Source organism: Agarivorans sp. Z349TD_8 (assembly GCF_050870825.2).
GTDB lineage: Bacteria > Pseudomonadota > Gammaproteobacteria > Enterobacterales > Celerinatantimonadaceae > Agarivorans.
This window is the reverse complement of record NZ_CP194037.2, coordinates 1,300,074-1,324,625: the sequence shown is the minus strand read 5'-3', so window position 1 is coordinate 1,324,625 and position 24,552 is coordinate 1,300,074. Positions and strand designations below refer to the sequence as shown.

Below are 24,552 nucleotides of genomic sequence, written 5' to 3'. Positions count from 1 at the left end.
TGTTTAACAACTCGCCGCTGGGCTTGTCACAACAAAGCGATAATGTCAGGGGATGCGCCACCGATTGCTGAGCGAGCATACGCCGCTCACTCGGCTTCACCACTTTTTTGCCATCGCTTGCTGAATGACTTCTGCTTTAAGACGTTCTTCGGCATACCTATTTTTAAAATGACGGTTTTCATCTTCCAGCTCTTTCATGGGGCCATGAGCGATGCATCCATTCCACCGTACTTTGAACGCCATTTATAGAGCCTCGCGCAACTCATACCGTACTCACGGCAAAGTTCAGGAACTGGTGTTCCTACCTCCGCTTGCTTGAGAATGGCCAGAATCTGGCTGTCACTAAATTTTGATTTTTTCATGCAGAATTTCACTGCGTTTATGTTACGAGAAAACTCTACGATTGACTGCTGTTAGTTTTCGGGGGGGGGAGATTAGCCTAAGACTTTACTTAAGCGTAGAAGCGTGGCGAATATTTCACGACAATCATGGGTGTCTATATAATTTTTCTAGATTTAGACATGTCGATCTCCTGTTCTGTTATGACTTGCATCTAACAGTGTGGCTCTAGTTTGACGAACCCACGATAAACGCAGGAGGTCGACACTTTCAACAGGGGATCATTACGTCTATAACCATAGGAATACCATGAGAAAATTATTACTAGCCCTTGGCATTGGCATTGGAGTGTCTCTTTTATCTAATTCTGTTTATGCTGACTCGATACAGGATGATGGAATTCATTGTGGGCCGAGAAAAGTTCAGCATATCCAAGTTCCGGAAACTAATGTCTTAGTGTTATTAGAGGGAAGTGGCTGGAAACGGCTTACTAATCACACCCATGAGGCAGCCGCTGCTCGGTTGTCAACAGTTTTGACTGCTAAAGCTCAAGGTTTAAATGTAGAGCTTATTTTTAAACCTGATTCAGGTATTGAGTGTGCTAAATCTGTTTACACGGCCGCCCCTATAAAATAAGAACTTAGTTATAACAAGCAACTGCAAGCCATGAATTGCCCTATTTAAAGACGCCGGATATATGTCAGCGAACCGATCTTCAATCAGGAGTTGCAAAACACGGGGCGTCCATATATGTCTCGATTATTTCCTCTGATTAAACAGCAGCGGTCAGCTTAGCAGTTAAAGAAAAGCCGCTCGGTTAAGCGGCTTAAATGAAAGTTAGGATGGATGTCCATGCTATTTAATATTTAATGCTATTTACTCAAAAGAACTTCTCGACTTCTGCCATTTATCACCTAGGAATTTCACCATATGCGACCAAAAGATTGAGGCATCTCCAGTAAACACCTCTTTCATTTACTTTCAAGAGCTTATCAAAAACTACATTGTTATTTACACACCGAAGATTCCAAGAACTCCTTAAACTCGTCTTCATCTTGCCCAAACAGGACTATCTCACCTCCCATTGACGGACTCGAAATCAAACCAATTTGAGCGATTGCTTCCCTATCTTCATAACCAACGTCATATCGAGCCCAATAACCTGCTTCAAATTCGCCCTCTTCGATTAAACGGTGCTCAGCTTCAGACTCGTCCATATATCGATTAGGCGGTATATTAAATCTAATCGTTTTAATATACTTGCCGCTCTTCAACGCTTTATACACCAAGAATGGTGTAGAGCTATCTACTGTGTAAGAACTTGAAATCGTCCAATCACACCCCAAAAAAGACTCTTCGTGCCCCTTACAACCAGAAACTGATAGGCATGCAGTGATAAAGAGAGCGATAAGCTTGATATTCACTTCATCCATATATCTACAATTCCACATACATTACGTTTGCAAGAGTACCCTACACTGCTCATTTTCGCAGACGGTGTAAGAAACACTATAACGGGGTTTATCGCAGCGGCCGCCAAGCCTAAAGGTTTTAAAGGGCTTTTCATAACCATTGCATAAATAAACGAAAATAAACTAGACACCCATTATAAAAACAAAACCAGCAATAACACCTCTTCGCGACACTTTACCTAGGCTAAAGCTCAAAAAAACTAAGCAATTTAACGAGATAAGTTTAAGTGCGTGGATTAACTTAGCCCTCACCATAAGCATGGCTGATGATTAGATAAAAAACGAATGAAGGAAATTAAGCGCTGTTTAGCAAGCAGCGACTTCGACCTAAACCCGTTGTGCGCTTATGGCCGAGGTGTTGATGGTATTTCCGTAATCGGTGCTCTTTACCCACCGCTCCTGAAAAGTGCTGTTCAAACTCGCAACTTAGACTCAGCCATTGCTCTGCGGCTATGCCTAAGCGTAGCATAATGGGGCTGGCCTCTAGCTTGAGGTGGCCTCTTTTGTATTCTCGAACAATACGGCCAGTGCTATCGACCAATTCCAAATAATGGTGCAGTTGAAAAGGTAAGCCCTGCGGCATGTTGTTTCTTGGGTTACCCACAAAGGGAAACAGCGCTTTCGGTTGGGCTTTGTGTTGTTGTACTGCTTTAGCTCTTAACCTAACACTGGTGTGTTGAGAGGATTCGGGCGTTTTTGCCATTTTCGCCCTGACTGGGTTTAAATCGACATAAGCCATACAGGCCATTAGCGCAGCTTCATCCAGCAAGGCTTGAGATTTAAAACGTCCCTCCCAAAACCTGCCCGTGCATTGGTCTTCTTTATTGGCGTCTCTAGCAATATGTTCATTGAGCTGGCGCATAAACCAACTTAAGTCATAGAGACGCTGGCGGTAAACTTCGGCGGTATCATAAATGCATTGAAGCTGGCTTGCATCTAGTTGACGACGCCGTTCCCGGTTTAAATACATTTGAGTCAGTAAGGTGCCCTTGTGCAAGCGATGCCAGCGTTCAAGCACCTCTTGTATTGACCAAACCTCAGCTTGTTGTTGATTCACATGCAGTACGATATGCGTGTGATTGCTCATGACCGCATAGGCGCACACATCAATGGCGAACACCTCCGCCAGCTTTAGCAAATAGTCCTCTACCCATTGGCGGCGATGGTCATAACTGTTGCCTGTTTGCTTATCCTCACCACACAAATAAGCCCGACGTACACAGCGGGAAACACAGTGGTAATAAGGCGTATCACCCAAGCTTACTTGCGATTTTCTAGGCTGAGGCATAACAACAACTCGACGCGAGGGCTTTACTTAAGCGTAGATGGGTGGCGAATATTTCGCCACAATTATGGGTGTCTTATATATTTTTTTAATAACACAAAGCCCAAGAATGCATCCTTACTAATAAAACCTAATGCGACAGAAGCCATTAAAGTCAGAGATAGTAAACATAGCCAGCCATGTTTGATAAAAATCCAAACGCTAGGCCGAGCATTATCCATAGTTCTATTTAGTATTGCTCGATACTGATAACCTTGAAAAAATGACCAAACAAAGAAAACTCCAAAAGTAAACCAAGCATAGAAAGGTGGCAGGGAAAACAAACCAAATACGACGCCAAAAGAGCCTGTAAATTAAATTGTGTAATTGCTTATAATTAGGCCTGAACAGGCTAAGGATAAGCAACATGGATAAGAAAGCTCTCGAAGCATTTGCTCGTGAAGCCGCTAAGTCAATCAAGACCCCTTCAGATCTAGATGACTTTCGTAAAATGTTAACCAAGGTGACTGTTGAGACAGCGTTAAATGCTGAGCTTGATGACCACCTCGGTTATCAGAAACACGCTGAAAAGCCCGATAAGAATAGTCGTAATGGTTATTCATCCAAGACCTTGATCACCGACGATGGTGAGATTGAACTGGATGTACCTCGAGACCGAGATGCCTCGTTTGAACCGAAGCTTGTTCGTAAGCATCAAACTCGATTTCAATCGATGGATGACAAGATATTAAGCCTTTACGCCAAAGGCATGACAACTCGTGAAATCGTCGCTACGTTCAAAGAAATGTACGATGCTGATGTCTCTGCAAGCCTCATATCTAAAGTTACCGACTCAGTTCTAGAGCAGGTTGTTGAATGGCAATCACGGCCACTGGATGTAGTCTATCCCATCGTCTACCTTGATTGCATCGTGGTGAAAATCCGCCAAAACAAACAGGTCGTCAATAAGGCGATTTACTTGGCTCTGGGCGTAAATATCGAAGGTCAGAAAGAACTTTTGGGGATGTGGATATCTGAAACGGAAGGTGCGAAGTTCTGGCTCAGCGTTCTCACTGAACTCCAGACTCGAGGTATCAACGACATTCTTATCGCTTGTGTTGATGGCTTGAAGGGCTTTCCAGATGCTATTAACGCCGTATTCCCAAAAACCCAAATACAGCTCTGTATCGTCCACATGGTGCGCAATTCAATGAAGTATGTCCCTTGGAAAGACTACAAGGCTGTAACGGCAGATCTCAAAGGTATTTACCAGTCGAATACCGAGGAAGAAGCGCTTCTGGCCCTCGAACAATTTGGTGACCAGTGGGATGATAAATACCCACAGATAAGCCGCTCTTGGACAGCGCATTGGGATAATTTAAATACATTGTTCAGCTACCCTCAGGACATTCGTAAAGCCATTTACACGACGAATGCGATAGAGTCCTTGAACAGTGTGATACGCAAAGCGACAAAGAAGCGTAAGCTATTCCCCACGGATGAATCAGCGAGGAAAGTTGTCTATCTTGCAATTATGGATGCATCGAAACGCTGGTCGATGCCAATAAGAAACTGGCGACAGGCTCTCAATCGCTTTATGATTATGTTTGAAGACCGACTTACTGATTACTTGTAACCCAAAGCAGTTACACAGAATTATTTACAGGGTCCGCCAAAACCGACCGCACCAACCGTATTAGTTAATCTGGAGAAATACTCAATAGCTATCCTATCTTCTTCACTAGAATAAATTACATTACTCATTATTCGACCCTATAGTAATAATAAGATTAACCTTGGATGAACTGCTGAACTAGTTGCAAAACAAAGCCTGCTAACAAAGCAACCCAACCAATTGTCGACAACAATAAGTTTTCAGAGTACTTGAATAAACCGTCTTGTTTTCCTGTTTGTACACTAAACGGCTCTGAACCGTCTGCATTATACTGTTTTACAGCTCGTCCAAATTTCGCAATAAGGATTGTACCTAGTATGTTCAAAATTAGACCGACCGTCGTCAACATATAAACACCTCATCTTGTTTGAATGAAGTGTCTACTGAATCGGATCAACTACAGAATCCCTCTTAAATTGTTTGTTATAAAACAATTTTTCCGTATTGGTAAACATGGTCTGCATACAATTTACCACCGATTTCATAAGCTTCTGGGATAATTTTTTTCAGCGAGAAACCACACTTGATTAATACTTTCTCTGAACCAATGTTGCCCTCAGTTACGACTGCGTTAAACGTTTGGATACCTTGCTCTTCGCATGCCCACTTAATCAGAGATTTTAGAGATTCAGTACCGTAACCAAGACCATGGTATTTAGGTTGAACAAGAAAACCAACTTCGGCTGCGCCATCACGCATACGAAAGCCAGTGACGCCGATTTTTTCACCAGTTTCATTTACAGTAATGGTTAAACACAACCAATGCTCAGAAACCTTATTCCACACAGGGAGTCGAGAATTAAAATTGTCCTTAATTTCCTTAGGTGATGGTTCATCAAAACAGAACTGTATTACCGCAGGGTCTCGATTTAGAGATTGGTATAAATCCCAGTCTTTCACTGTGATTTGAGTCATTTCTAGTCTATCCGTTACTATTTTCAAATGCAGAACTCTCCTTGTTTTATAACGCCCTAATAACTGGCGCGTAGGTTGGCTTTGTTTTTGCCGTGTTTTTCTTTTGCAAAAACGATGACAACCGTTATGCGTCCAGTTGATTAGCTTGTGTACGCCCAGCATGGGCATGAACTAATGAGGTGAAAGTCCTCTGTAGGAAGGTCACCGTTTAATAACATTCTGATTATTAAACGCTAACTACTAGCGAATGGCAAGGGCATTGCCGCGAGGGAATGTCTGAAGGAAGCCGGACGCAAATCTGCGAGCTGATGAACAAGAACATCATATGAGGCGTAGGCTGGAGGCGAGTTGGCACAAGACAACGAAGCCATGTGATCTAACGGCCATCGTAAATGATGCAGCAGTGCAGAGACAGTGCATGTTCTTATCTGGGGAGGTCTGCTTAACAGGCGATCGTTAAACTCACTAGCTTGGCCGCTAGTTCAACAGGCCTGGCACTTAAGTCTCATCAACTTAAGTGAGCAAATACGATGAACAACGATAGCGCTATTTGGGGTAACTCAAACGGTGATTAAGCAGAAGTCAGCAGACGGCATAGTAGCCCAACGCCCATCGTAATGGTTGGGACATGGTGAAGGCCTGAACCTGAAAATCAATGAGGAGCCTGTGCAGCTCATTGTCTCCGTATCCGACCGGACTGAGGAGTCATGGCGCAAAAAACAGAAGCCATCATTGGAATGCAAAGGAGCTAATCGGCCGTTGTATTTTAACCGTTTTCAGGAAACGCCCTGTGCGGAGCCGCATGCAGGGTGTTGTGGGGGCTGGAGGTTAGATACCTCCGGCTACCCGATTGAACGAAGCCGCTCTGCGGCAGAGTGCATAGCACCTGATATCTCATACTCAATGTGACACGGCCAATCGGTCGTGATGAATCGGAGTATGCAGCATGAACCCTACCCAACAACATCGTTATCATGTTTTATATAAACAACACCTTACCAATTTAACCTTACAAGGGAAACGACCAGCCACCATTGATGCGTACTCGCGTGCGGTACGTCGGATTTCTGCCCACTTTGACCGCTCCCCCGATACCTTAAGCACCGCTGATTTAAAGGCCTATTTTGCTCAACTCATTAGCAGCCATTCTTGGAGCACCGTGAAGCTAGACCGCAATGGCTTGCAATTTTTTTATCGCTACACCCTCGAGAAACAATGGCAGTGGTTAAACATTGTGAAGCCTCCTCAAGTGAAGCGCTTACCCGATATCTTAAGCCCTGCGCAAGTCGGCTTCGTGATTAGCATGACGTCGCAACCCCGCTATCAAGTCTTCTTCTTGGTGTTGTATTCCATGGGGCTGCGCTTGAGCGAGGGCTTACACTTAAGCATTCATGATATTGATAGTCAGGCCATGCAAATCCATGTTCGGGATGCTAAAGGCGGTAAAGACCGCTTCGTGCCCATGCCGCATCGCACCCTTCAGGTTTTACGTGCTCACTGGCAAAGCCATCGGCATGCGCGTTTGTTATTTCCGCGCCAAGGCAATAACGCGCAAGTGCCCATGGATAAAGGCGGCGTACAAAAAGCCTTGAAGCGGGTATTGCGCGATTGCGGTATTCATAAACCCATTAGCCCGCATTCGCTGCGCCATTGTTATGCCACCCATCTGCTTGAACAAGGCTTGGATTTACGCTCCTTGCAACACTTGCTGGGACACGCCAGTTTAAATACCACTGCACGTTATACCCAGTGTTGACTCAAGTGAAGCAATTAGATGCCGTAAAGGCGGTGAATAAGCTCACTGACTCTCTCACTCTCATGTGGCCGTAACCATGAGCACCTTTATTGATTTACTTCACCAACATGAGGCCGAGCTTGCACCGCTTTTAAGGGCGGATGCTAAACGGGCAATGTATGCCATGCTGCGTTGTAAAACTGAGCAACAAGGTCACAGCCTTTGGCAGTGTGAACATTGCCCGCATCAAGACCAATTGACGCTGTCTTGCGGCCATAGGCATTGCCCGCAGTGCCAACACCATTGCACCACTGGCTGGTTAACTCGCCAACAACACAAGCTGCTACCCACGACTTACTTTATGGTGACCTTCACCCTGCCTCATGAGCTAAGGGCTTTAGCCCGCGTGCAGCCTAAAGCCTTATACCAAATCATGTTCAAGGTGGTATCAAGCCTGTTAAAGGACTTTGCCAAACGCCAGAACCAGGGGGAATTAGGGTTTACCGCCGTACTGCATACCCATAGCCGCCAGCGTAATCTGCATCCCCACTTACATGTATTGGTGGCCGGTGGGCGCTATCACCGTGCGAAGCAGCAGTGGCATCACTGCAACAAGAAGTACTTGTTTAACGCCTTTGCGCTGGCCAAGGTATGGCGAGGGAGAATGCTAGATGCGCTCAATCAACACCCAAACATCAAGTTGCCCCCGCATATCCCCACCAAATGGGTGGTCGATTGTCGCAACGTAGGTTTTGGGCTGCCCGCGCTACAGTACTTATCTCGCTACTTGTATCGCGGGATCTTATCCGATAACGACATCATCAGTACTCATAACGGCCAAGTGAGTTTTAGGTATCTAGATAGCCAAAGCCACACCACCAAAATCCGCACCTTGCCTACCTTAAGGTTCTTAAGGCTTATCTTGGCGCATGTATTGCCCAAGGGATTACAGCGGGTGAGAGATTATGGTTTTTTACGGGGCAACGCCAAACACATATTGCGGCGCATTCAGTTACTCCTGCGAGTGCCGCAACGCGTGAACCTCGCCGCGCTCCAAACCGACAACCACAGCGCGACCCGGCCATGCCCTTGCTGCCAGCACCCCATGCACTGCACAGGCGTGAGTCGAACGAGCTAGCCGAAAGGCGAACAGGATAAGGAGAATGGCAGGGCTTAACATGAGGATGAATACATAAAAAAATAACAGCTTAGCACCATGTATGACAGGTAAAGGCTTAACGCCATTCACCCAGTCTTAGCCAAACTCGCCTTGTAAAAAGTAACAAGGCCTTGGCCCCGCCAACATCAATACCGTTATTTACTATAGAAGGGAGCATCGGGCTTGTTCAACACCCGAATAAGGTGGCGGCTACGCGACACCTATTCTTATTTGTTAGGCAAATTATTCCACGATATGTTCTGGGCCTAGGCTGCGACCGCATATAAGGCATGATGGTCTCATGCTCGAAATTAAGAAGTGATTTCCATTGTAGTTGCCTTTAGAACCTAGGTTTCTCAAACTAGTTTTTGACCATTCCTTTGAGAAAGGTTGATCATTTTCACTTTCAACAATTTCTCCAATTTTCCCACATGAGCATTTTAACTTAGTGTATGTACGGAATGTCATTTTAGCTGCCCTCTTGATTAGCTGACCATATGAAAACCTTAACCATTTAGAAACTCAATTGCTTTCGTGATGTTTTGAATTAGCTCTTTGTTGTTATCCATGACAGCTTTGTGCAATAAGCCTGATAACATCGCATCGCTTGTCTCTTTAGGTATTACACAAGGACTTAATATGCCTCTTGATTGAGGATATGTTCCCCAATGAACACCTAGGCTTTTTTGCCCACCGTCATATTCATGCTTATGATCGTACCAACCAACGATCAAGACCAAACCATCATCTTCATGAATTTCTTCGATATTCTTCCAATAAGATATCATCTTCATCGCCATTGCTTCCTTATTTGCCTAACGCCCAGTTCAGGCGCACATTTTATGTAGCGTTTTTGTGCAATAATTGGAGCTTGCGACACATGTACAAAAACGGCGTAGTAAAATGTGTCGCTTGCAACTGCTTGTTATGACTACGAATACGCAACAACTCTATAGCCTGAATTTGTTTTATTTAACGGGAACTTAGCAACGATAAGCAAATAGCTGACTAATGATTCTAACTAATTATTGCCTTCAAAAATAAACTCTAACCACTCAACTTCTTTATAAAGCCAAGGTTCTATAAACCAGTAATCGTCTACTTGTTCCTCGTACATTTCTGTATATGACGTATTAATTTGGTCACTATGTACGAGTTTGAAATTAATTTTAAAACTACTTTCATCAAATGTGGCGCAATGTTTTAGTAACTTAATCCATTTAGCATTGCTCATATGCGATGAACTAAATTTTCGTTTGAGCAATGAGTCTAATCGTTGCAAGCTTTTGTCTAATTTATCCAAATGAACTTTAGTTTTTTGCATCACCAAAACCGAGTAGTCATAACGCTAAGTAGGCCGCACGTGCGGTCTATCCCATTCAATGAGCGCGCGTCCTATCACAAAAAACATGATCTTCATCACGTTCGCCCATCAATTTATGATTTGATATTAACCCATTGTCTACCTTAGTTTTTTACTCGGAATCAATCAATCGTCGATCCATTTCTATCATTGATTACTTTGACAAATGACGCAAACGAAACTAAAAAAACTGTGTGTATATGGCTCTTCACCGTTCTTGGTGGAAAGTCATATCAAGCCCTCCAAAGTGAAATAAAATAGCTCGCTTAAAGCGTTCTTTATTTCTAAAACCCATCGAACGTATTTTTAGGCGCTGAATGTTTCCATTTATCGCTTCCGCTAAGCCATTTGATACCTTATAACGCATCGCATTGATGATGCCCTTTAAGTGCGTTTTCACGGTTTCTGCTGCTGTCATCATCGGCCTGATTTGACTGACCTTTATGAGTGCTAACCAATCATTCCAAGCCGCTTTGGCGTTAGCTGCATCGCCATACCAAATGGCTCTTGCTTGCTCTTTAAATATCCAGCTCAAGCCTGTGTTTTGCATCATTTTGGCCAGCGCACTCACTCTTTCTCTCAATGTCCCATGTAGGTGGCTGTTTCGTTTTAACCATCCATACCGTGTTTGGTGGCACTCTCTTTTTAAATGCTGGGGCAACGCCATGAGTTCGCTTTTTCTCACTTCATTAACCGCTTTAGTGAGGACCTTTGCGATATGAAAATGGTCTATGGCTATCATTTGCTTAGCCCGCTCACCGAAGTAGTCATATGCTGCGTTTATATATGCTCTGCTCATGTCCATCGATATGGAACGTGTAACCATTGTTGACTCAGGGGGCAATGCCTTAAAGCAAGCAGATAAGCTCAGGCCTGTTCGACCGTCTTCAACCGATATCACCTGACCATCACGATTGGATAATACCGTGACATAGTCATGGCCTTTCTTAAATGCCGTTTCATCGACCAACAGGTCTTGGTAGTTGATGGTGGTTCTGGCTGTCAGACCACGTTGAACGGCCCGAGTCATCATCCGGTCAATGGCTCCCCAGCTAAGCCGATAGGTTTTACTCACCGCGTATAATGAACTGACTTTAAGCATCTCTATAACGCGAGCCTCAAACAGCTCTGTGTAGCGGCTCTTACTCGTGGCCCAAGGCACTTGAAGTGTTTGTACCCCATGCTCGGGGCAATCAGCCCTAGGTACTTCAGCCTCAATACGTGTTTCAAACTGACAGGTATCTAAATGTCGCCAAACCCGCCGCCGAGTATCGTGTCGACGAACAGCCTTACCGCAAGAGGGGCAAGCCGTTAATGAACCTCGGTCATAGTCAACGCGTACGGTGATGGTTTGGGTTGACTCATTGAGTTCAACAGATGAAACAGCCCAAGGATGAGTTAATCCAAGAATAGATTGATAAAGCGTCGTGTCTTGCATGGTCGCGAGGTATTCATGAACGTTTACTTATTATCTCGCTCATTAATGTTTGTTGAAAGTGTTTCCACTACATTCGGTGAAGAGCCGTGTATATACAGGTAAAAAGTGCGCAACATGTCAAATACACCATTGCGGCTCCAGCAGCGATTTAGAAATACGATTTATCAGCACCATTACAGTATTCGAAAAATAAACTAGACACCCATTCTAAAAACAAAAACCTTTCATACTCTCAATAGCCAAGATTACGCTTTTAAATCCCATCATCTTCGCCGAGTCGCGCAAATGAACAAGGGAGCAAAGTTGAAGTCTGTTTGAGCGTAGTGTTTACTTCAAGGCCCTTGAGAATAAGCAACGCAGGGTTTAAGAAGATGCTGGACGAGCTTTCTTTTTGCTTCGCTAAGCTTTGCTCGTTGAAGCTTAATGACGTCGCCGTAGGCGAAAGCTTTTACCCCGTTGCTAACACAGAACGGGGCATAAACCAGTTAAGGATGTAGCTGGAATATTTTGAGAGACATCAAGGTAAAAACCATCAAATCGCTCGTTTAGGTATCACCAGATACCACATTAAGCATGATAAGTTTGTAAGCTCATGTTTTTAAAAGATTACATCCGATTGTAAATAATTACACTGTAAGCAAAACCTACACACACTGAAAAATCTTCTGCGCTTCACTTGTACAGTATAAACATATGATTTATCGTATATGCGTTTATTCACATATATCGTGACACTGATGTTAAGTCTGTTATTTTTGTGTACCGCCAATGCGGCTCGTTCGCAACTCGCCGAGGCGCTGGTCAACCAGCGTTACGCTGAGCATTTTATTGCCTTTAGCGCCGGTACCCAGCCCAAGGGAGTCGACCCGCGAAGCATACAACTACTTAAACAGCAGAACTTATCGGCCAGCAAGTTATACAGTAAAACCATCGACCAATTGCTTAGTCAACGCTTAGCAACACAAGCCCGTGATAGCCAAGCCGAAACCCAGTTTGATTTCATTATTACCCTGTGTGATAGCGCGAAACAACAATGTGTTAACTTGCCAAGCAGCAAAGCCATGATGCATTGGAATTTAGCCGATCCTGCCGCCAGTGCCGGAATGGACAAATTTGCCGAGGTATTTACTCAACTGGAACAGTTAATTTCAGAGTTTGTTCGCTTTAACCAACCCATCGCTGAGCAACTACAACTGAGTCCCATCGATGTTTTTAAGCAGTTGAGCGACAATACCCGACTCCAAATACTGATGCTGATTGAAGATGAACAATGCCTCAGTGTGAACCAGTTAAGCCACGCCTTGGCAGAGAGTCAACCCAAGGTTTCGCGGCATCTGGCACTGCTGCGCGACTGCCAACTGGTGGCGACCACCCGCCAGGGTCAACAAATTTTTTATCATCTTCATCCCTGCTTGCCTGCCTGGGTCACACAAACGCTAGCCACTACTCGGCTCGCCAACCCCAGTTACATTAATCTGCCCTTGTTTCGGCTCAGAGCCTTGCAACTCGAAGTACCAGCCAAAATTAAGCAAACGACAAAGCCCATGAGTCATTCATTATTAGTCAATCCACAATAAGGTAAGTTATGTCTTCACATCCTATTTATGCCGTCGACCTGAGCGACCACGCGCAATTGCTACTCACTCCCTGCCCCGGCACCCAAGGCGTCGACCTGTCAACTTCACTGCAGCAGCTTTGTTACAAAAACAGCCCAGCACTACTAACGATGATGACCAAACAAGAGCTCGCCGATATGCAAGTCAGTGATTTACCAAAACACGCGGTCACCTACGACATGCAATGGTTTCACCTGCCCATCGAAGATGACACCGTCCCCGACCAAGCTTGGGAAGAGCACTTTCAAAGCGTACTCCCCCGCTTCCTCCAGCTGATCAATAATGGCATGAGTTTATCACTGCATTGCAAGGGCGGTAGCGGCCGCACTGGTTTAGTCGCCGCACGGATCATGTTGGCGCTGGGTTTTGAGTTAGAAGACTGCATCGCCAAAATTAAGGCGGTTCGGCCAAATGCCTTTAGTGTGCCAGCTCAGCTGGAATACATTCAACAATTCGCCAAATCAGCATAATTAGACAAAGGAAATCTGCATGACCATACGAGTAGGAATTAATGGCTTTGGGCGTATCGGCCGCCTTGCGCTGCGCGCCGCTTACCACTGGCCAGAGTTAGAGTTTGTCTGTATCAACGATGTGGCCGGCAATGCCGAAACCTTAGCCCACCTGCTCGAATTTGATTCAGTGCAAGGACGTTGGTCAAATTCTGTTCGCCATAATGCGCAGGGCATCGTCATTAAGGGCCATACCATCCCTTGTTTTCAGCAAGAGGTCCTTGAGCAAGTTGATTGGTCAGGCTGCGATGTGGTGCTAGATGCTACAGGCGTACATCGGGCGAAGGATTTACTGACGCCGTATTTAGCCCAGGGCGTGAAGCGCGTGGTGGTGTCGGCACCTGTCAAAGCCGCGGGCATCGCTAATATTGTGATGGGGGTGAACGACGCCATCTTCGATCCGGCTCAACACCAAATTGTTACTGCGGCCTCCTGTACCACCAACTGTTTAGCACCGGTGATCCAAGTGATTCAGCAGCATATTGGCATCGAGTCGGGCTGCATGACCACCATCCACGATTTAACCAATACCCAAACCATTTTAGACGCCCCGCACAAAGATCTTCGCCGTGCTCGCGCCTGCGGTATGTCGTTAATCCCCACCACCACTGGCAGCGCCAAAGCGATTTGTGAAATTTTTCCACAGCTGGAAGGCAAGCTCAATGGACATGCGGTGCGAGTTCCCTTGGCCAATGCCTCGTTGACTGACATGGTCTTTACCCTTGAGCGTGATAGTACGGTGGCTGAAGTGAACCAGCTATTTAAACAAGCCAGCGAAGGCGAGCTGAAAGGCATTTTGGGCTATGAAGAAAAACCACTGGTCTCCATCGACTATAAAGGCGACCAACGCTCCAGCATTATTGATGCCCCCTCAACCATGATGATTGGCAAACGAATGCTTAAAGTTTACGCCTGGTACGACAACGAAATGGGTTATGCCACCCGCACCAGCGAACTGATTCGTAAAGTGGGCTTAGCCGACCAATGAGCAACCCGCTGCCGCAGGCCCTTAAACAGTATCTGTTAGTAACCTTTAACTACTGGAATTTCACCATCACCGACGGTGCGCTACGCATGTTGGTGGTGTTGTACTTTCATCAGCTTGGTTATTCGGCCATTGCAATTGCCATGCTGTTTTTGTTTTATGAGTTTTTCGGGGTCGTCACTAACCTCGTTGGCGGCTGGTTAGGTGCGCGTATTGGCCTCAATAACACCATGAATATTGGCCTTGGCTTGCAAGTGATCGCCTTACTGGCGCTTGCCTTACCAAACCAGTATTTATCGGTGCCACTGGTCATGGCGGCTCAAGCGCTCTCGGGCATTGCTAAAGATTTAAATAAAATGAGCGCCAAAAGCAGCATCAAAACGCTGGTGAAAAGCCAACAACAACAGCGTTTATTTAAATGGGTCGCCATCCTGACGGGTTCTAAAAACGCCTTAAAAGGCTTTGGATTTTTCCTCGGCGGCGCGCTGCTTCACTGGATTGGATTTCAATATTCGATGTTGGCAATGGCTGCGGTGTTGTTACTCGTGCTCTCACTAAGCAGCAGACTATTAGCCAAAGATTTAGGTAAAGCGAAACATAAGGCAAAGTTTTCCCAGCTGTTTTCCAAAAGCCCGCAAATTAATACGCTGGCGGCAGCCCGACTATTTTTGTTTGCTGCTCGCGACGTGTGGTTTGTGGTCGCGCTGCCAGTATTTTTGGGGGCGAGTTTAGGCTGGTCGCAACTGGAAATTGGCAGCTTTATGGCAAGTTGGGTGATCGCTTACGGGCTGGTTCAAGGCTTGGCGCCACGTCTCATCGGTAATAGCGACGGCAACATGCCGGGGCGCGCAGCCGCAGTCACCTGGGTCGCTTTACTCTGTATCGTGACCGCGCTGCTGGCTTCTCTACTGCAACTAGCTTGGCAGCCACAACTTAGCATCGTTATCGGACTCATCTTATTTGGTGCGGTGTTTGCGGTAAACTCATCCTTGCATTCGTTCTTGGTCGTCAGTTACGCCAGCGAGGATGGGGTGTCGATGGATGTGGGCTTCTATTACATGGCCAATGCCATGGGACGTCTGCTGGGGACGCTGTTATCGGGTGCAGTGTATCAGCTCGCGGGGCTTTCTGCCTGTTTATGGATTTCCCTGGCGATGCTAGTGCTGACCTGCGTGATCAGCTTAAAGTTGCCTCAAACTAGTCCCAATCAACTTGGCGATTAAATTGTAAATCTTCGCCTCTTAAGAGCACCGTAGCTATAGTCAATAATGACATTTAACGTATTAATTTCACGGTAAAAATAGGACTAAAGTATCTGCACAACTACATATTATTAACTATCTTTATTTAATAATAATCAAGAAAGAGTCACTGAATGAAAGACATTAAAGCATTTGCAATTTTAATGACCGTAATGTTACTAGGGTTTATCTCAGTTGGTGTTACCGGCTTTTACACTTTCAAAGAAAGTCTGATTGAAGCCAAAAAACAAGAAATTGAATTGCTGCTGAATATTGCACGGCAACAATCTGCCATTTACATAGAGCAGTATCATCAAGGGCTACTTAGCAAAGCTGAAACCGACCAAAAAATTATAAAGTTTCTTTCAGGAATGCGATATGGAGCCTCTTATTTATGGGCCAATGATAACAATGCCATCGCCAGAGTCCATATCAGAGAGCGAGTGATTGGCCAAATTCAAAAATCTTATGTGCGACACATGGAAAACTTAGTCCATGAAGATATTCTTTATGTGGTTGAAACAAATATCAAACCCTCAAACAATACCAGAACATGGAAAATTAATGGTGTCACTGAAATCCCCGAATGGAAGTGGGTTATCGGAATGGGAATTTATTTAGATGATGTGGATAACACTCTGTTTACATACATTAGCAAGTTTCTCATTTCAATTGTCATTTCAATGGTGGTCATCATTATGACATTTATTTACTCTATACGAAGATCTCGTGCTAAGTTTTAACAATCCCAAACGTATCGGGGCAGATTCATAAACAAAGCAAGCGCTTTTGATTTGCACCAAGCGCATACGACCATTAGGCAGCAAGAATGTTGAACCCGATTTTATTTAGTGCATCTCACTCACAATATGGATTAACCAAACCTTCGACAATCAATATTGTGTTACTTACAAGCTTGATTGTATTCATCCTCAGTCTAATCATCCATGCCATTATCATGTCAATTAGCTTAGACACGCTTCGCTCTTATAGCTTCATCAATTTCACTCGTGCAGAACAAGTCGCTTTTCATCTGCAAACTGGCTTAAACCTCGCTCAAACGCCTTTGGGCAAGCCATGTAGCGAACCAGACCTAAGCCAGTTAAATGAAATTAAACAGACCTACTTCTTCATTGGCGATTTAGGCAGGATCAAGCAAGGTAAAATAATCTGCACCGCACAACAAGGTATTCTTTCCCACCCTTATGATCTGTCTTTAGCGGATGCCATCACTGCCGATGGGACGCATTACTGGAATTCTCAAACCGACTTATTTAGAACCCAAGAAGACCAACCCATCATTGGCTTAAACAGTACAGTGGCGTTTATTTCCACGCCTTTTTTAATATTAACCAGGCAAGGCTACTTCAACATACGTGGGATGGGGGGGGTTATTTATGCCGAAGCAGAACAGCGATATATTTATAGTTATTACGGTGAGCTATTACCACGAACCATCGAGCCAACCATTACCCATAAAAACTCATGGGTAGATTGGTTACCTTTGCCTGGTCATTTTATTACTTATACCCATTGTAACCAACTGTACAATCTCTGTGTAACATCAGTAGATATGCGGCTCGGTTTATACAAATTTCCCATCGGCCAGTTTTTAATTATTTCTGCAATCATTATTCTGCTGAGTATTTCCGTCGCCATCATGATCGAATCTTTTCGGGTTGGGCCTCGCGCCTTTGTGCGTCGACTCAAAAAACAGATCTGCAGGGATCATATTTATCCGGTCTATCAACCACAGATAGACTTAGAAACCAAAACCGTGATTGGCGTAGAATCCTTAGCCCGCTGGAATGACCCCAAATTAGGCATGGTATCACCGGAAGTATTTATCCGAGTAGCCGAAAGTTCTGGACTCATCGAGACCTTAACCAAGAAAATGGTTAGCTATGTATTTCGAGAAATGAGCACTACTTTAGAAAAGTTCCCTTCATTAACCGTAAGCCTTAATGTTTCCGCAGAATTACTCAGCAACGATTCCTTTATTACCTTTCTCAACCATCAAACCGCAAAATATAATTTCCAACGCAAACAAATTGTCTTAGAAATTACCGAAACCACCACCAATAACAATGACAAAATGTCGCGTTTTTCTAAAGAACTCAAACAACAAGGCTATCTCGTCTCAATTGATGATTTTGGTACTGGCTTATCAAACCTTTCTTGGCTATCGACGTTAGAGCCCACCGAACTAAAGGTCGACAAAATTTTCACTCAGGCCATCCATACCGAAACCGTTAACAGTATTTCCATGGAAGGGATCTTTAGTATGTTAGATCATCTACAAGTACAGGTGGTTTTTGAGGGTATTGAAACCGAACAACAATTGGCCTATATCTATGACCGAGTACCAGATGCAATTGGTCAAGGATGGTTATTCGCCAAACCCATGAGAATCAATGAGCTGAAAAAATTCTTAAAAAATTAATATGATGAGCAAGCACAAACCACTCTACAATCGCAGAGTAAACCGCCTCCCTCATCGATTTTTTGCTGGTGACACCGCAACCACCAGCAAAAGCGGGACCCGACCAAGCGTTGCTCCTCGGACAGAACCTTATGTAGTTTCAGCTTAATACGCTACAAATGTTAGCGTCTTAACATAGCAAGCCGGTTTAATCATTCTACCGATCCAAGCAAATCTTGATGCCAATGGCGATAATTCAAACTAGCTAAATGTTGGTGATCCCATTGCCAAGCGCTTTGCGATGAAATGTTCATCCCGCCAAGCTGATAATCCGCGCCCAGCCACTTTGTTCGAGCTTGCAGGCAACTGAAGCCTTCGGTGTTTATCGTTAAGCTCGCCGAACTAAATGCTTCCCCAGCAAGCCGATGAATATCAATTAAAGGGGCTTCCCCTTGGCTTAAGGGTTTAATCAGCGCCCAGAACATGAGGTCACCTAAAAAGGGCAAAGACTCTCGTTGCTGGTAGGCGTGAAACAAGTCGCGAAAAATTAGCCCTTGTTCCCCCGCTTCCGCTAACAATTGCAGCGCTATACGCTGGGTAAGTGAAAGACCATTTGTCGTATGCGGTAGCTCTTGCAAGTAACGCATTAATACAGGCTTGATTTGCTTAAAAGAATGATCGATATCGCTGTTGAGAATCGCCACAATGGCCTCAGGATTATCTTGACACAAGGCATGCCAAACCCTGCTGGCCCACCCCTGCATCTTTGTGGTCGCGCTTTGGCGACTTTGCCAAACGCTCCTTAAGGCTTGCGCTGGGAGTTGTCCTAAACCCACATAACGGCTGGTTCCGGGAAACTGGTTCACTTCGATGATCTTGGTTTTACTCAATAAAGCTGGAGTCATAATGGCTAACAGATAAATCATCATCAACTGGTCGTAATTATCATGCTCCAGCCACAGCACAATTTGCTGGTATTGTGGATCATTAAGTTGTGCACGCTTGGCTCGTTCACCAGCGATCACGGCATCAATATCGGCGTCCTGCGGCTTCAGTTCCGATAGGTAATGTTGAACCACAAATTCGGCCCTTACTCTTAATAGGGTTGCTTCATCAAGACTTAACGGCCCAAGGCAATAAGGGTCTATCCAGGCCAAAAAGTCCCCTTTAAATCCAGCCCTTGGTAATAAGTGCTGTAAATCATGGCCGCAGCGAATATGCAGGGTATTTAGCTCAGCATCCAGAGGGGCGGCGTCAGAGCTTATGGCTTGAAGGTGCTGGTTTTGCTGCTCGATATGTACTTTCAAGGCCGCCCAGGAAGCAAGGCCAAGCTCACGCGCAATCACCAACTGAATATCAGCTAATTTAATACCTTCTAGGTGATGAGCTTGCGGATGATAACGGCGAAAAATCTGATATTGCTCGGCATTGCCCGATTTGATTAGCTTCAGACGGCGTTTGGCTTGAGCTTTGAGGTAACTTAAATTTAATACAAATGCATTTCGACTGGACATAAATTCACCATTCTCTATTGTTCTGTACTCGCAACCAGAAAAGAAGGTAAATAAACTGATTGTTGGCCACGACTATTGGTGGCGACCTTGTCAATCCCTTGGTGATTCACACCTTTCCGCGAGCTGGCGGCTTAGAGCAAGCCTCGGTGAACATGTTAGCAATATCTTCATATCACAGTAAATGGCTATTTTTACCACCAGAAGACAAATCGGCCCTGACATAATCTTGATTTATTTCAGTACAAACTCACGTAAACTAGGCAACACGATTTCTATTGAACGAATAATCATGGATTACTTAGCCTTAAATAAAGCCGCTTGGGATAAACGTACCGCTTTACATGTTGATTCCGAGTTTTATGATGTGGCTGGTTTCTTAGCCGGAAACAGCTCACTAAAATCAATTGAACGTGATTTAATCGGTGACGTCAGCGCCAAAAAACTATTACATCTGCAGTGCCATTTTGGTTTAGATAGCCTATCCTGGGCGCGTTTAGGTGCCGAAGTCACCGCGGTGGACTTATCGAGCGAAGCCATTCAACAGGCAAAAGCGCTTGCCGAGCAAACTCAGCAAACGGTCGAATTTATCTGTGATGATGTTTACCATTACGGCGAAGTGACCCGTCCTATTCATGACTGGGTATTTGTCTCTTATGGCGCGCTGTGCTGGCTACCCGATATTGAGCGGTGGGCACAGGTGGTTGCAGCAAGTTTAAAAACGGGTGGCAAGCTGTGTCTGGCAGAGTTTCATCCAGTGCATGACCTGATCAGTGGCTATGGATATTTTCACCGCGAACAAGCTGATCTTGATGAAGAAGGCAGCTATACCGAGAATGACGATGGTGAAGTCAGCCCCATGCTAACTTGGGGTCACCCAATCTCCGATGTTGTGAATGCCTTAATCAAAGCCGGCTTAATCATTGAGCAATTGAAAGAATATGACTACAGCCCCTATAACTGCTTCGAAGATCTGGTAGAGCGCGAACCCGGTCAATTTTATTATGAACACGAGCATTACGAATCGCCGCTAGTCTATAGCATCGTGGCTCGAAAAAGCGCATAACTTACCAAGTGGGTTTCATCGAAACTCACTGCTTAACTCTGTTTCGATACCTTAAAACACTACAGCGGAACAAAGATAAAACTCAATACATCATTTTGATAATCTTCGGTCGTTTTATACTCCCGGTAGCCTTTTGAAGCGGCCATCCCAACAATGTAGGGCTTTGCCATATAATCGATGATTGTTGCATGCTTACCTCCCGGAATCAGTTCAAACAAGCCGTCATCCAATGCCAGATACTCCCCTTGCCGTTGCGGAGCTTGAGCGCTTGCAGAGATGATCATTTTACTATGACGCTCAACAAACAAAGCAAAACTTCCCACACTCACGCTACCCACTTCATTTTTAGGTAGCGCATCGTTTAACATCGCTTCAAATTGGGGTTGGCTATCAAATACGATACCAATCCCTCCTATCACTTCCCAATCCGCATCCAAACGACTCACCGCAGCATTATAAATATAGGTATATTGCTGCGCATACAAATCGCTTGCCATAAAAGGAGAGACACTATATTGCTGAGAGTTTTGTAGCGATAAGGCTTGCTTCGCCCCGCTTTGGTCGCTCACTGACTGGCCAATAAAATGTCGTTGCTGAGGATTAGAAACCGCGATAATAATCTGATTTTTATCAAATAAATAAAGATTAGTGTAGACCGTGTAGAGCTCATTAATATAACTTAAAACTTGCTCCATATAAGTCAGATCTTCATCACTGATGACTGGTTTCGCTAAGATCCGCCGAAAATCTGAAGTCAGCGCCCACCAACGGCAATCATTTGCTCGTTCGTATAAGTTACGGTCCATAATATCGACCGCCAATGTCGCCATAAACTGAAGATCGTTCATTTTTGATGACACAACCGTAGCTTGAAGATTGCGGATAGATGCAGAAAAGATACTCGCCGTATTTTCGCCGATTTGTTTAATCTCTTCCAATACTGGTACAAACTCAACCGCATTCTGGCGTGCTGCGGTTATTTTTCCATTGAGAACGACCAGACTGAGATCTTCGTTCACATCATTGGAAGCTGTATAAATTTCCTTTAGTACACTAGAAAACAAGCGAGTTGAATTAATCACGTCTTGATTGTCCAGTTCGATGTCGGCCTCACGCTCTATTTTAAAGGCTTGCTCAATCGGTGTGAGCACCTGAGCCCACCACCCCAAACCAAAGAACCCCTGATAACCGTGAGTCTGAGTCGAATTAACAAGATAGTGTTTCCCCTGATAATGAAGCATACGTGGCCGATTTTGGTACTGAAATGAACTACCAATAGCGACGAACTGAGGATCACTGCTCGCGATCACACAACCTTCCTTATCCACTAGCTGTATTTCACTATCGCTGTCAGCCAATAAACCACCAACAATACCATCGACCTCATCATCAAAACGAAAGCATAAACACAACACCCCCAATAGCTCGGAATGAGGATCATTAGTTCGCGTGATCTTACACGAATAAATTAATGACTGGCGTCGCTTGGGTTGTAAGTCACTATAACCAAATGTTTCGAGATAATCGTCATCACTACCTAAGGTCGCCGCTATCAAAGGATCGTGACAATGCGTAATTGGATTAGCGGGATCTAAATGCGCGCATACCAGGCCATTGGTATCCAGCAGGATAATCTCATCATATACAGAGTATTTTTCGACATATTCTTGCAAGCGCTGCTGCATAAAAGCCTGATGACTTTGAGTCTTTTCACGCTGTTCAAGAAAAATTCGAATATCTTGGTCTGTCGCCAAAAAGCCAACATCGGCAGTGCGTTCAAACAGGTTACGAATTAAAATGTCGATGGCAACCTGTGACTTGGAAGTATTATCTACAATCAGCTTTTGTAGATGCTCCAAAAGTAAATTGTCAATTAACTTGCCATGCAATTCTCCAAATTTTTCCTTGGTATTTTGCATATCATCTAAAATCGTGCGGCAAGGTTGTGACTATTTATTTTGCCCACTAATGCGATTTTATCCCACCAAGCGTTTAACGCATCCAGCTTTGCTTCATATTGTTTTACTTGAGGCATTACCGACATCAGCCGAGTTTGATGCGCTTCAACTAATGATTCCATTCCTTGAAAACTCCTTAAAAAATCCATTTACGCAGGCAGCGCTTATATAGCTCATTGATGTCCGTGCCCAGATGACTCATCAAAATTGCTACATTTCACAGCATCACTTCACCGAAATGAGCGACAAATAGTCACAATAGCAACAAACACGACAAGCAAAGACCAACAGTCCCTAAAGCGAAACAAAATATAGCCTTGCTATAAAATACAAGTATTTACCCCTATCAAATATTGGCAAGCCAGTGTATTTATCTAAATTTTTTGAGTGTGTCACATCAAATCACTAATACTGAGCACTGATGACTAAGCAATCTTTATACCAGCCACTGATAAGCCAATTACATAGATTTGATCTTTTAGAAATTGTCGCAAAACCGACAGCGCACAATCATTGTCATATTCGAAACACACCATTAATTAACATAAAAATCAGTAACTTAATTTGAAACCAGAAACCTTTATATTGATAAATAGCTAACTTTGATTACCAGTACAGCGAAAAAAATTACAAGCGACAATCGACAACACCCCTAGGCATTAACAAATACAAAACATTCATTTAACAATAATTTTGTCATTACGTAATATTTGAACAAGCTCATATTTTTGAGTGTTCACTTAGTATGTTCTGGTCAATAACATGGACGTTTCAGCTAGATGCACTGTGTTAATTTGCAATAGTGCTATACCCTTTTCATCGTCATTAAAAACAAGTAGTTAAGATGATGATTCAAAGCTGGTATTGATGAAAAAGGGAATGAAAATGTTAATAAACAAAGTAACTTCGAGTAATACAGGCAATCATCCGTTAAAACGGCTTCTACCTGCAATTTTGGCTATTGCCCTGCCGCTAGCCTCAGGCGTGACAATTGCTGAAACCTATGGTTTTTCACAAATCGGGTCGGAAAGTGGTTGGCGAACTTCGGAAACTGAATCCATTAAAGCCGAGGCCAAACGCCAAGGCATCGATTTAAAATTTTCCGATGCCCAACAAAAACAAGAGAACCAAATTAAGGCCGTTCGCTCTTATATTGCTCAAGGGGTCGATGGAATTTTACTCGCACCAGTGGTTGAAACCGGCTGGGATCAGGTATTAAAAGAAGCCAAGCGCGCCAAAATTCCGGTGGTATTAATTGACCGTGGCGTGAATGCCGATCCATCGCTATATCTAACCAAAATAGCCTCCGATTTTACCGAAGAAGGTTCTTTAGCTGCAGCTTGGTTAGCGGCGAAAACTTCAGGTAACTGTGACATCGTAGAATTGCAAGGCACCGTTGGTTCTTCTGCGGCCATCGATAGAAAAACTGGTTTTGAAACGGTCATTAAAAGCTTTCCAAATATGAAAATTATTCGTTCACAATCCGGTAACTTTACCCGCGCAGGCGGTAAAGAAGTGATGGAGAGTTTCTTGAAAGCCGAAAACGGTGGCAAAGATATCTGTGCCGTCTACTCACATAACGATGATATGGCCTTAGGCGCAATTCTAGCGATTAAGGAAGCAGGTCTTAAACCCAGCAAAGATTTGTTAGTCGTTTCCATTGATGCTGTTCCAGATATCTTTAAAGCAATGTCAGAGGGTGAAGCAAACGCCACTATCGAACTTAATCCACATTTAGGTGGCCCAGCGTTTGAAGCCATTCGACAAGCAGCTGCTGGCAAAGAGGTTCCTAAATGGATTAAGGCCAACGGTCCACTTTACTTACCTGATACAGCTGCCACCGAATACCAAAAACGTAAGTAATACTCACCAAGTCGCTTTGGT

The 24,552-nt window shown here is 44.3% G+C and carries 23 protein-coding genes and 1 pseudogene; 13 read left to right on the top strand and 11 right to left on the bottom strand.

Features of this window, described 5'->3' with window-relative positions; all coding sequences use genetic code 11:
* Window positions 1-28: 28 nt before the first annotated feature.
* Window positions 29-362: pseudogene (locus tag ACRRS1_RS05965) on the bottom strand (transposase); the annotation flags it as partial.
* A gap of 286 nt (window positions 363-648) precedes the next feature.
* Here ACRRS1_RS05965 and ACRRS1_RS05960 point away from each other — a divergent pair.
* On the top strand, window positions 649-975 hold the full coding sequence (locus ACRRS1_RS05960; RefSeq protein WP_432468199.1) for a hypothetical protein: 327 nt from the start codon (window positions 649-651) through the stop codon (window positions 973-975).
* A 371-nt stretch (window positions 976-1,346) separates the two neighbouring features.
* Here the strand turns inward: ACRRS1_RS05960 and ACRRS1_RS05955 are convergent, their stop codons facing one another.
* Window positions 1,347-1,772, bottom strand: coding sequence for a hypothetical protein (locus ACRRS1_RS05955; RefSeq protein ID WP_432468200.1), 426 nt, complete (start codon window positions 1,770-1,772; stop codon window positions 1,347-1,349).
* Between the two features lie 334 nt (window positions 1,773-2,106).
* Window positions 2,107-3,099, bottom strand: coding sequence for a transposase (locus ACRRS1_RS05950; RefSeq protein WP_432468201.1), 993 nt, complete (start codon window positions 3,097-3,099; stop codon window positions 2,107-2,109).
* 403 nt (window positions 3,100-3,502) lie between these two features.
* Here ACRRS1_RS05950 and ACRRS1_RS05945 point away from each other — a divergent pair, with 403 nt between their 5' ends.
* Window positions 3,503-4,711 carry an IS256 family transposase gene (locus tag ACRRS1_RS05945; protein ID WP_432467449.1) on the top strand — a complete coding sequence of 403 codons (1,209 nt, stop codon included), beginning with the start codon at window positions 3,503-3,505 and terminating at the stop codon, window positions 4,709-4,711.
* Between the two features lie 154 nt (window positions 4,712-4,865).
* Here the strand turns inward: ACRRS1_RS05945 and ACRRS1_RS05940 are convergent, their stop codons facing one another.
* Both ACRRS1_RS05940 and ACRRS1_RS05935 read right to left on the bottom strand, forming a co-directional pair.
* Entirely contained in the window at window positions 4,866-5,099 is a 234-nt protein-coding gene (locus tag ACRRS1_RS05940) for a hypothetical protein (protein WP_248380616.1), read from the bottom strand.
* Window positions 5,100-5,173: 74 nt separating this feature from the next.
* Window positions 5,174-5,692, bottom strand: coding sequence for a GNAT family N-acetyltransferase (locus ACRRS1_RS05935; RefSeq protein WP_432468202.1), 519 nt, complete (start codon window positions 5,690-5,692; stop codon window positions 5,174-5,176).
* A gap of 919 nt (window positions 5,693-6,611) precedes the next feature.
* On the opposite strand from ACRRS1_RS05935, the gene ACRRS1_RS05930 reads away from it, so the two are divergent.
* Both ACRRS1_RS05930 and ACRRS1_RS05925 read left to right on the top strand, forming a co-directional pair.
* The gene (locus tag ACRRS1_RS05930) at window positions 6,612-7,421 is read left to right on the top strand and encodes a site-specific integrase (protein ID WP_432467312.1); all 810 of its coding nucleotides are present in this window, start codon (window positions 6,612-6,614) and stop codon (window positions 7,419-7,421) included.
* A 76-nt stretch (window positions 7,422-7,497) separates the two neighbouring features.
* Window positions 7,498-8,538, top strand: coding sequence for an IS91 family transposase (locus ACRRS1_RS05925; RefSeq protein WP_432467311.1), 1,041 nt, complete (start codon window positions 7,498-7,500; stop codon window positions 8,536-8,538).
* A 527-nt stretch (window positions 8,539-9,065) separates the two neighbouring features.
* Here the strand turns inward: ACRRS1_RS05925 and ACRRS1_RS05920 are convergent.
* The 3 genes from ACRRS1_RS05920 to ACRRS1_RS05910 all read right to left on the bottom strand — a co-directional run bounded on the left by ACRRS1_RS05920 (window position 9,066) and on the right by ACRRS1_RS05910 (window position 11,360).
* A complete protein-coding gene (locus ACRRS1_RS05920; RefSeq protein ID WP_241907348.1) occupies window positions 9,066-9,353 on the bottom strand; it encodes a hypothetical protein in 288 nt (95 codons plus the stop codon).
* A 227-nt stretch (window positions 9,354-9,580) separates the two neighbouring features.
* The gene (locus ACRRS1_RS05915; RefSeq protein WP_432468204.1) at window positions 9,581-9,883 is read right to left on the bottom strand and encodes a hypothetical protein; all 303 of its coding nucleotides are present in this window, start codon (window positions 9,881-9,883) and stop codon (window positions 9,581-9,583) included.
* Window positions 9,884-10,130: 247 nt separating this feature from the next.
* Window positions 10,131-11,360 (bottom strand): ISL3 family transposase, encoded by a 1,230-nt coding sequence (locus tag ACRRS1_RS05910; protein WP_432467308.1) that lies wholly within the window; start codon window positions 11,358-11,360, stop codon window positions 10,131-10,133.
* A 707-nt stretch (window positions 11,361-12,067) separates the two neighbouring features.
* On the opposite strand from ACRRS1_RS05910, the gene ACRRS1_RS05905 reads away from it, so the two are divergent.
* The 6 genes from ACRRS1_RS05905 (at window position 12,068) to ACRRS1_RS05880 (ending at window position 18,154) form a co-directional block, all read left to right on the top strand.
* Window positions 12,068-12,937 carry a metalloregulator ArsR/SmtB family transcription factor gene (locus tag ACRRS1_RS05905; RefSeq protein ID WP_432468205.1) on the top strand — a complete coding sequence of 290 codons (870 nt, stop codon included), beginning with the start codon at window positions 12,068-12,070 and terminating at the stop codon, window positions 12,935-12,937.
* Between the two features lie 8 nt (window positions 12,938-12,945).
* Window positions 12,946-13,446, top strand: a complete 501-nt coding sequence (locus tag ACRRS1_RS05900) for a phosphatase domain-containing putative toxin (protein ID WP_432464569.1) — start codon at window positions 12,946-12,948, stop codon at window positions 13,444-13,446.
* A 19-nt stretch (window positions 13,447-13,465) separates the two neighbouring features.
* Entirely contained in the window at window positions 13,466-14,473 is a 1,008-nt protein-coding gene (locus ACRRS1_RS05895) for an ArsJ-associated glyceraldehyde-3-phosphate dehydrogenase (protein WP_432468206.1), read from the top strand.
* On the top strand, window positions 14,470-15,693 hold the full coding sequence (arsJ, locus tag ACRRS1_RS05890) for an organoarsenical effux MFS transporter ArsJ (RefSeq protein WP_432468207.1): 1,224 nt from the start codon (window positions 14,470-14,472) through the stop codon (window positions 15,691-15,693). The genes ACRRS1_RS05895 and arsJ overlap by 4 nt, the downstream gene beginning before the upstream one ends.
* 152 nt (window positions 15,694-15,845) lie before the next feature.
* Window positions 15,846-16,454 (top strand): cache domain-containing protein, encoded by a 609-nt coding sequence (locus tag ACRRS1_RS05885; RefSeq protein WP_432468208.1) that lies wholly within the window; start codon window positions 15,846-15,848, stop codon window positions 16,452-16,454.
* Window positions 16,455-16,540: 86 nt separating this feature from the next.
* On the top strand, window positions 16,541-18,154 hold the full coding sequence (locus tag ACRRS1_RS05880) for an EAL domain-containing protein (RefSeq protein WP_432454074.1): 1,614 nt from the start codon (window positions 16,541-16,543) through the stop codon (window positions 18,152-18,154).
* A gap of 191 nt (window positions 18,155-18,345) precedes the next feature.
* Here ACRRS1_RS05880 and ACRRS1_RS05875 read toward each other — a convergent pair whose 3' ends face one another.
* A complete protein-coding gene (locus ACRRS1_RS05875) occupies window positions 18,346-19,647 on the bottom strand; it encodes a DUF1835 domain-containing protein (protein ID WP_432454075.1) in 1,302 nt (433 codons plus the stop codon).
* Window positions 19,648-19,706: 59 nt separating this feature from the next.
* Between ACRRS1_RS05875 and ACRRS1_RS05870 the strand changes: the two genes are divergently transcribed.
* The gene (locus ACRRS1_RS05870; RefSeq protein ID WP_432458883.1) at window positions 19,707-19,871 is read left to right on the top strand and encodes a hypothetical protein; all 165 of its coding nucleotides are present in this window, start codon (window positions 19,707-19,709) and stop codon (window positions 19,869-19,871) included.
* A 65-nt stretch (window positions 19,872-19,936) separates the two neighbouring features.
* Complete coding sequence (locus ACRRS1_RS05865) at window positions 19,937-20,710, top strand: class I SAM-dependent methyltransferase (RefSeq protein ID WP_432458882.1); 774 nt, start codon at window positions 19,937-19,939, stop codon at window positions 20,708-20,710.
* Window positions 20,711-20,769: 59 nt separating this feature from the next.
* Here ACRRS1_RS05865 and ACRRS1_RS05860 read toward each other — a convergent pair whose 3' ends face one another.
* Window positions 20,770-22,629 (bottom strand): hypothetical protein, encoded by a 1,860-nt coding sequence (locus ACRRS1_RS05860; protein WP_432468209.1) that lies wholly within the window; start codon window positions 22,627-22,629, stop codon window positions 20,770-20,772.
* A gap of 5 nt (window positions 22,630-22,634) precedes the next feature.
* Window positions 22,635-22,790, bottom strand: coding sequence for a hypothetical protein (locus ACRRS1_RS05855; RefSeq protein ID WP_432468211.1), 156 nt, complete (start codon window positions 22,788-22,790; stop codon window positions 22,635-22,637).
* A 763-nt stretch (window positions 22,791-23,553) separates the two neighbouring features.
* Here ACRRS1_RS05855 and ACRRS1_RS05850 point away from each other — a divergent pair.
* A complete protein-coding gene (locus ACRRS1_RS05850) occupies window positions 23,554-24,531 on the top strand; it encodes an ABC transporter substrate-binding protein (RefSeq protein ID WP_432454078.1) in 978 nt (325 codons plus the stop codon).
* The last annotated feature ends 21 nt before the right edge of the window (window positions 24,532-24,552 follow it).

Coding starts and splice junctions, on each gene's coding strand:
- ACRRS1_RS05960 (WP_432468199.1), top strand. CDS start 649: ATGAGAAAATTATTACTAGCCCTTGGCATTGGCATTGGAGTGTCTCTT.
- ACRRS1_RS05955 (WP_432468200.1), bottom strand. CDS start 1,772: ATGGATGAAGTGAATATCAAGCTTATCGCTCTCTTTATCACTGCATGC.
- ACRRS1_RS05950 (WP_432468201.1), bottom strand. CDS start 3,099: ATGCCTCAGCCTAGAAAATCGCAAGTAAGCTTGGGTGATACGCCTTAT.
- ACRRS1_RS05945 (WP_432467449.1), top strand. CDS start 3,503: ATGGATAAGAAAGCTCTCGAAGCATTTGCTCGTGAAGCCGCTAAGTCA.
- ACRRS1_RS05940 (WP_248380616.1), bottom strand. CDS start 5,099: ATGTTGACGACGGTCGGTCTAATTTTGAACATACTAGGTACAATCCTT.
- ACRRS1_RS05930 (WP_432467312.1), top strand. CDS start 6,612: ATGAACCCTACCCAACAACATCGTTATCATGTTTTATATAAACAACAC.
- ACRRS1_RS05925 (WP_432467311.1), top strand. CDS start 7,498: ATGAGCACCTTTATTGATTTACTTCACCAACATGAGGCCGAGCTTGCA.
- ACRRS1_RS05920 (WP_241907348.1), bottom strand. CDS start 9,353: ATGAAGATGATATCTTATTGGAAGAATATCGAAGAAATTCATGAAGAT.
- ACRRS1_RS05915 (WP_432468204.1), bottom strand. CDS start 9,883: ATGCAAAAAACTAAAGTTCATTTGGATAAATTAGACAAAAGCTTGCAA.
- ACRRS1_RS05910 (WP_432467308.1), bottom strand. CDS start 11,360: ATGCAAGACACGACGCTTTATCAATCTATTCTTGGATTAACTCATCCT.
- ACRRS1_RS05905 (WP_432468205.1), top strand. CDS start 12,068: ATGCGTTTATTCACATATATCGTGACACTGATGTTAAGTCTGTTATTT.
- ACRRS1_RS05900 (WP_432464569.1), top strand. CDS start 12,946: ATGTCTTCACATCCTATTTATGCCGTCGACCTGAGCGACCACGCGCAA.
- ACRRS1_RS05895 (WP_432468206.1), top strand. CDS start 13,466: ATGACCATACGAGTAGGAATTAATGGCTTTGGGCGTATCGGCCGCCTT.
- arsJ (WP_432468207.1), top strand. CDS start 14,470: ATGAGCAACCCGCTGCCGCAGGCCCTTAAACAGTATCTGTTAGTAACC.
- ACRRS1_RS05885 (WP_432468208.1), top strand. CDS start 15,846: ATGAAAGACATTAAAGCATTTGCAATTTTAATGACCGTAATGTTACTA.
- ACRRS1_RS05880 (WP_432454074.1), top strand. CDS start 16,541: ATGTTGAACCCGATTTTATTTAGTGCATCTCACTCACAATATGGATTA.
- ACRRS1_RS05875 (WP_432454075.1), bottom strand. CDS start 19,647: ATGTCCAGTCGAAATGCATTTGTATTAAATTTAAGTTACCTCAAAGCT.
- ACRRS1_RS05865 (WP_432458882.1), top strand. CDS start 19,937: ATGGATTACTTAGCCTTAAATAAAGCCGCTTGGGATAAACGTACCGCT.
- ACRRS1_RS05860 (WP_432468209.1), bottom strand. CDS start 22,629: ATGCAAAATACCAAGGAAAAATTTGGAGAATTGCATGGCAAGTTAATT.
- ACRRS1_RS05855 (WP_432468211.1), bottom strand. CDS start 22,790: ATGGAATCATTAGTTGAAGCGCATCAAACTCGGCTGATGTCGGTAATG.
- ACRRS1_RS05850 (WP_432454078.1), top strand. CDS start 23,554: ATGTTAATAAACAAAGTAACTTCGAGTAATACAGGCAATCATCCGTTA.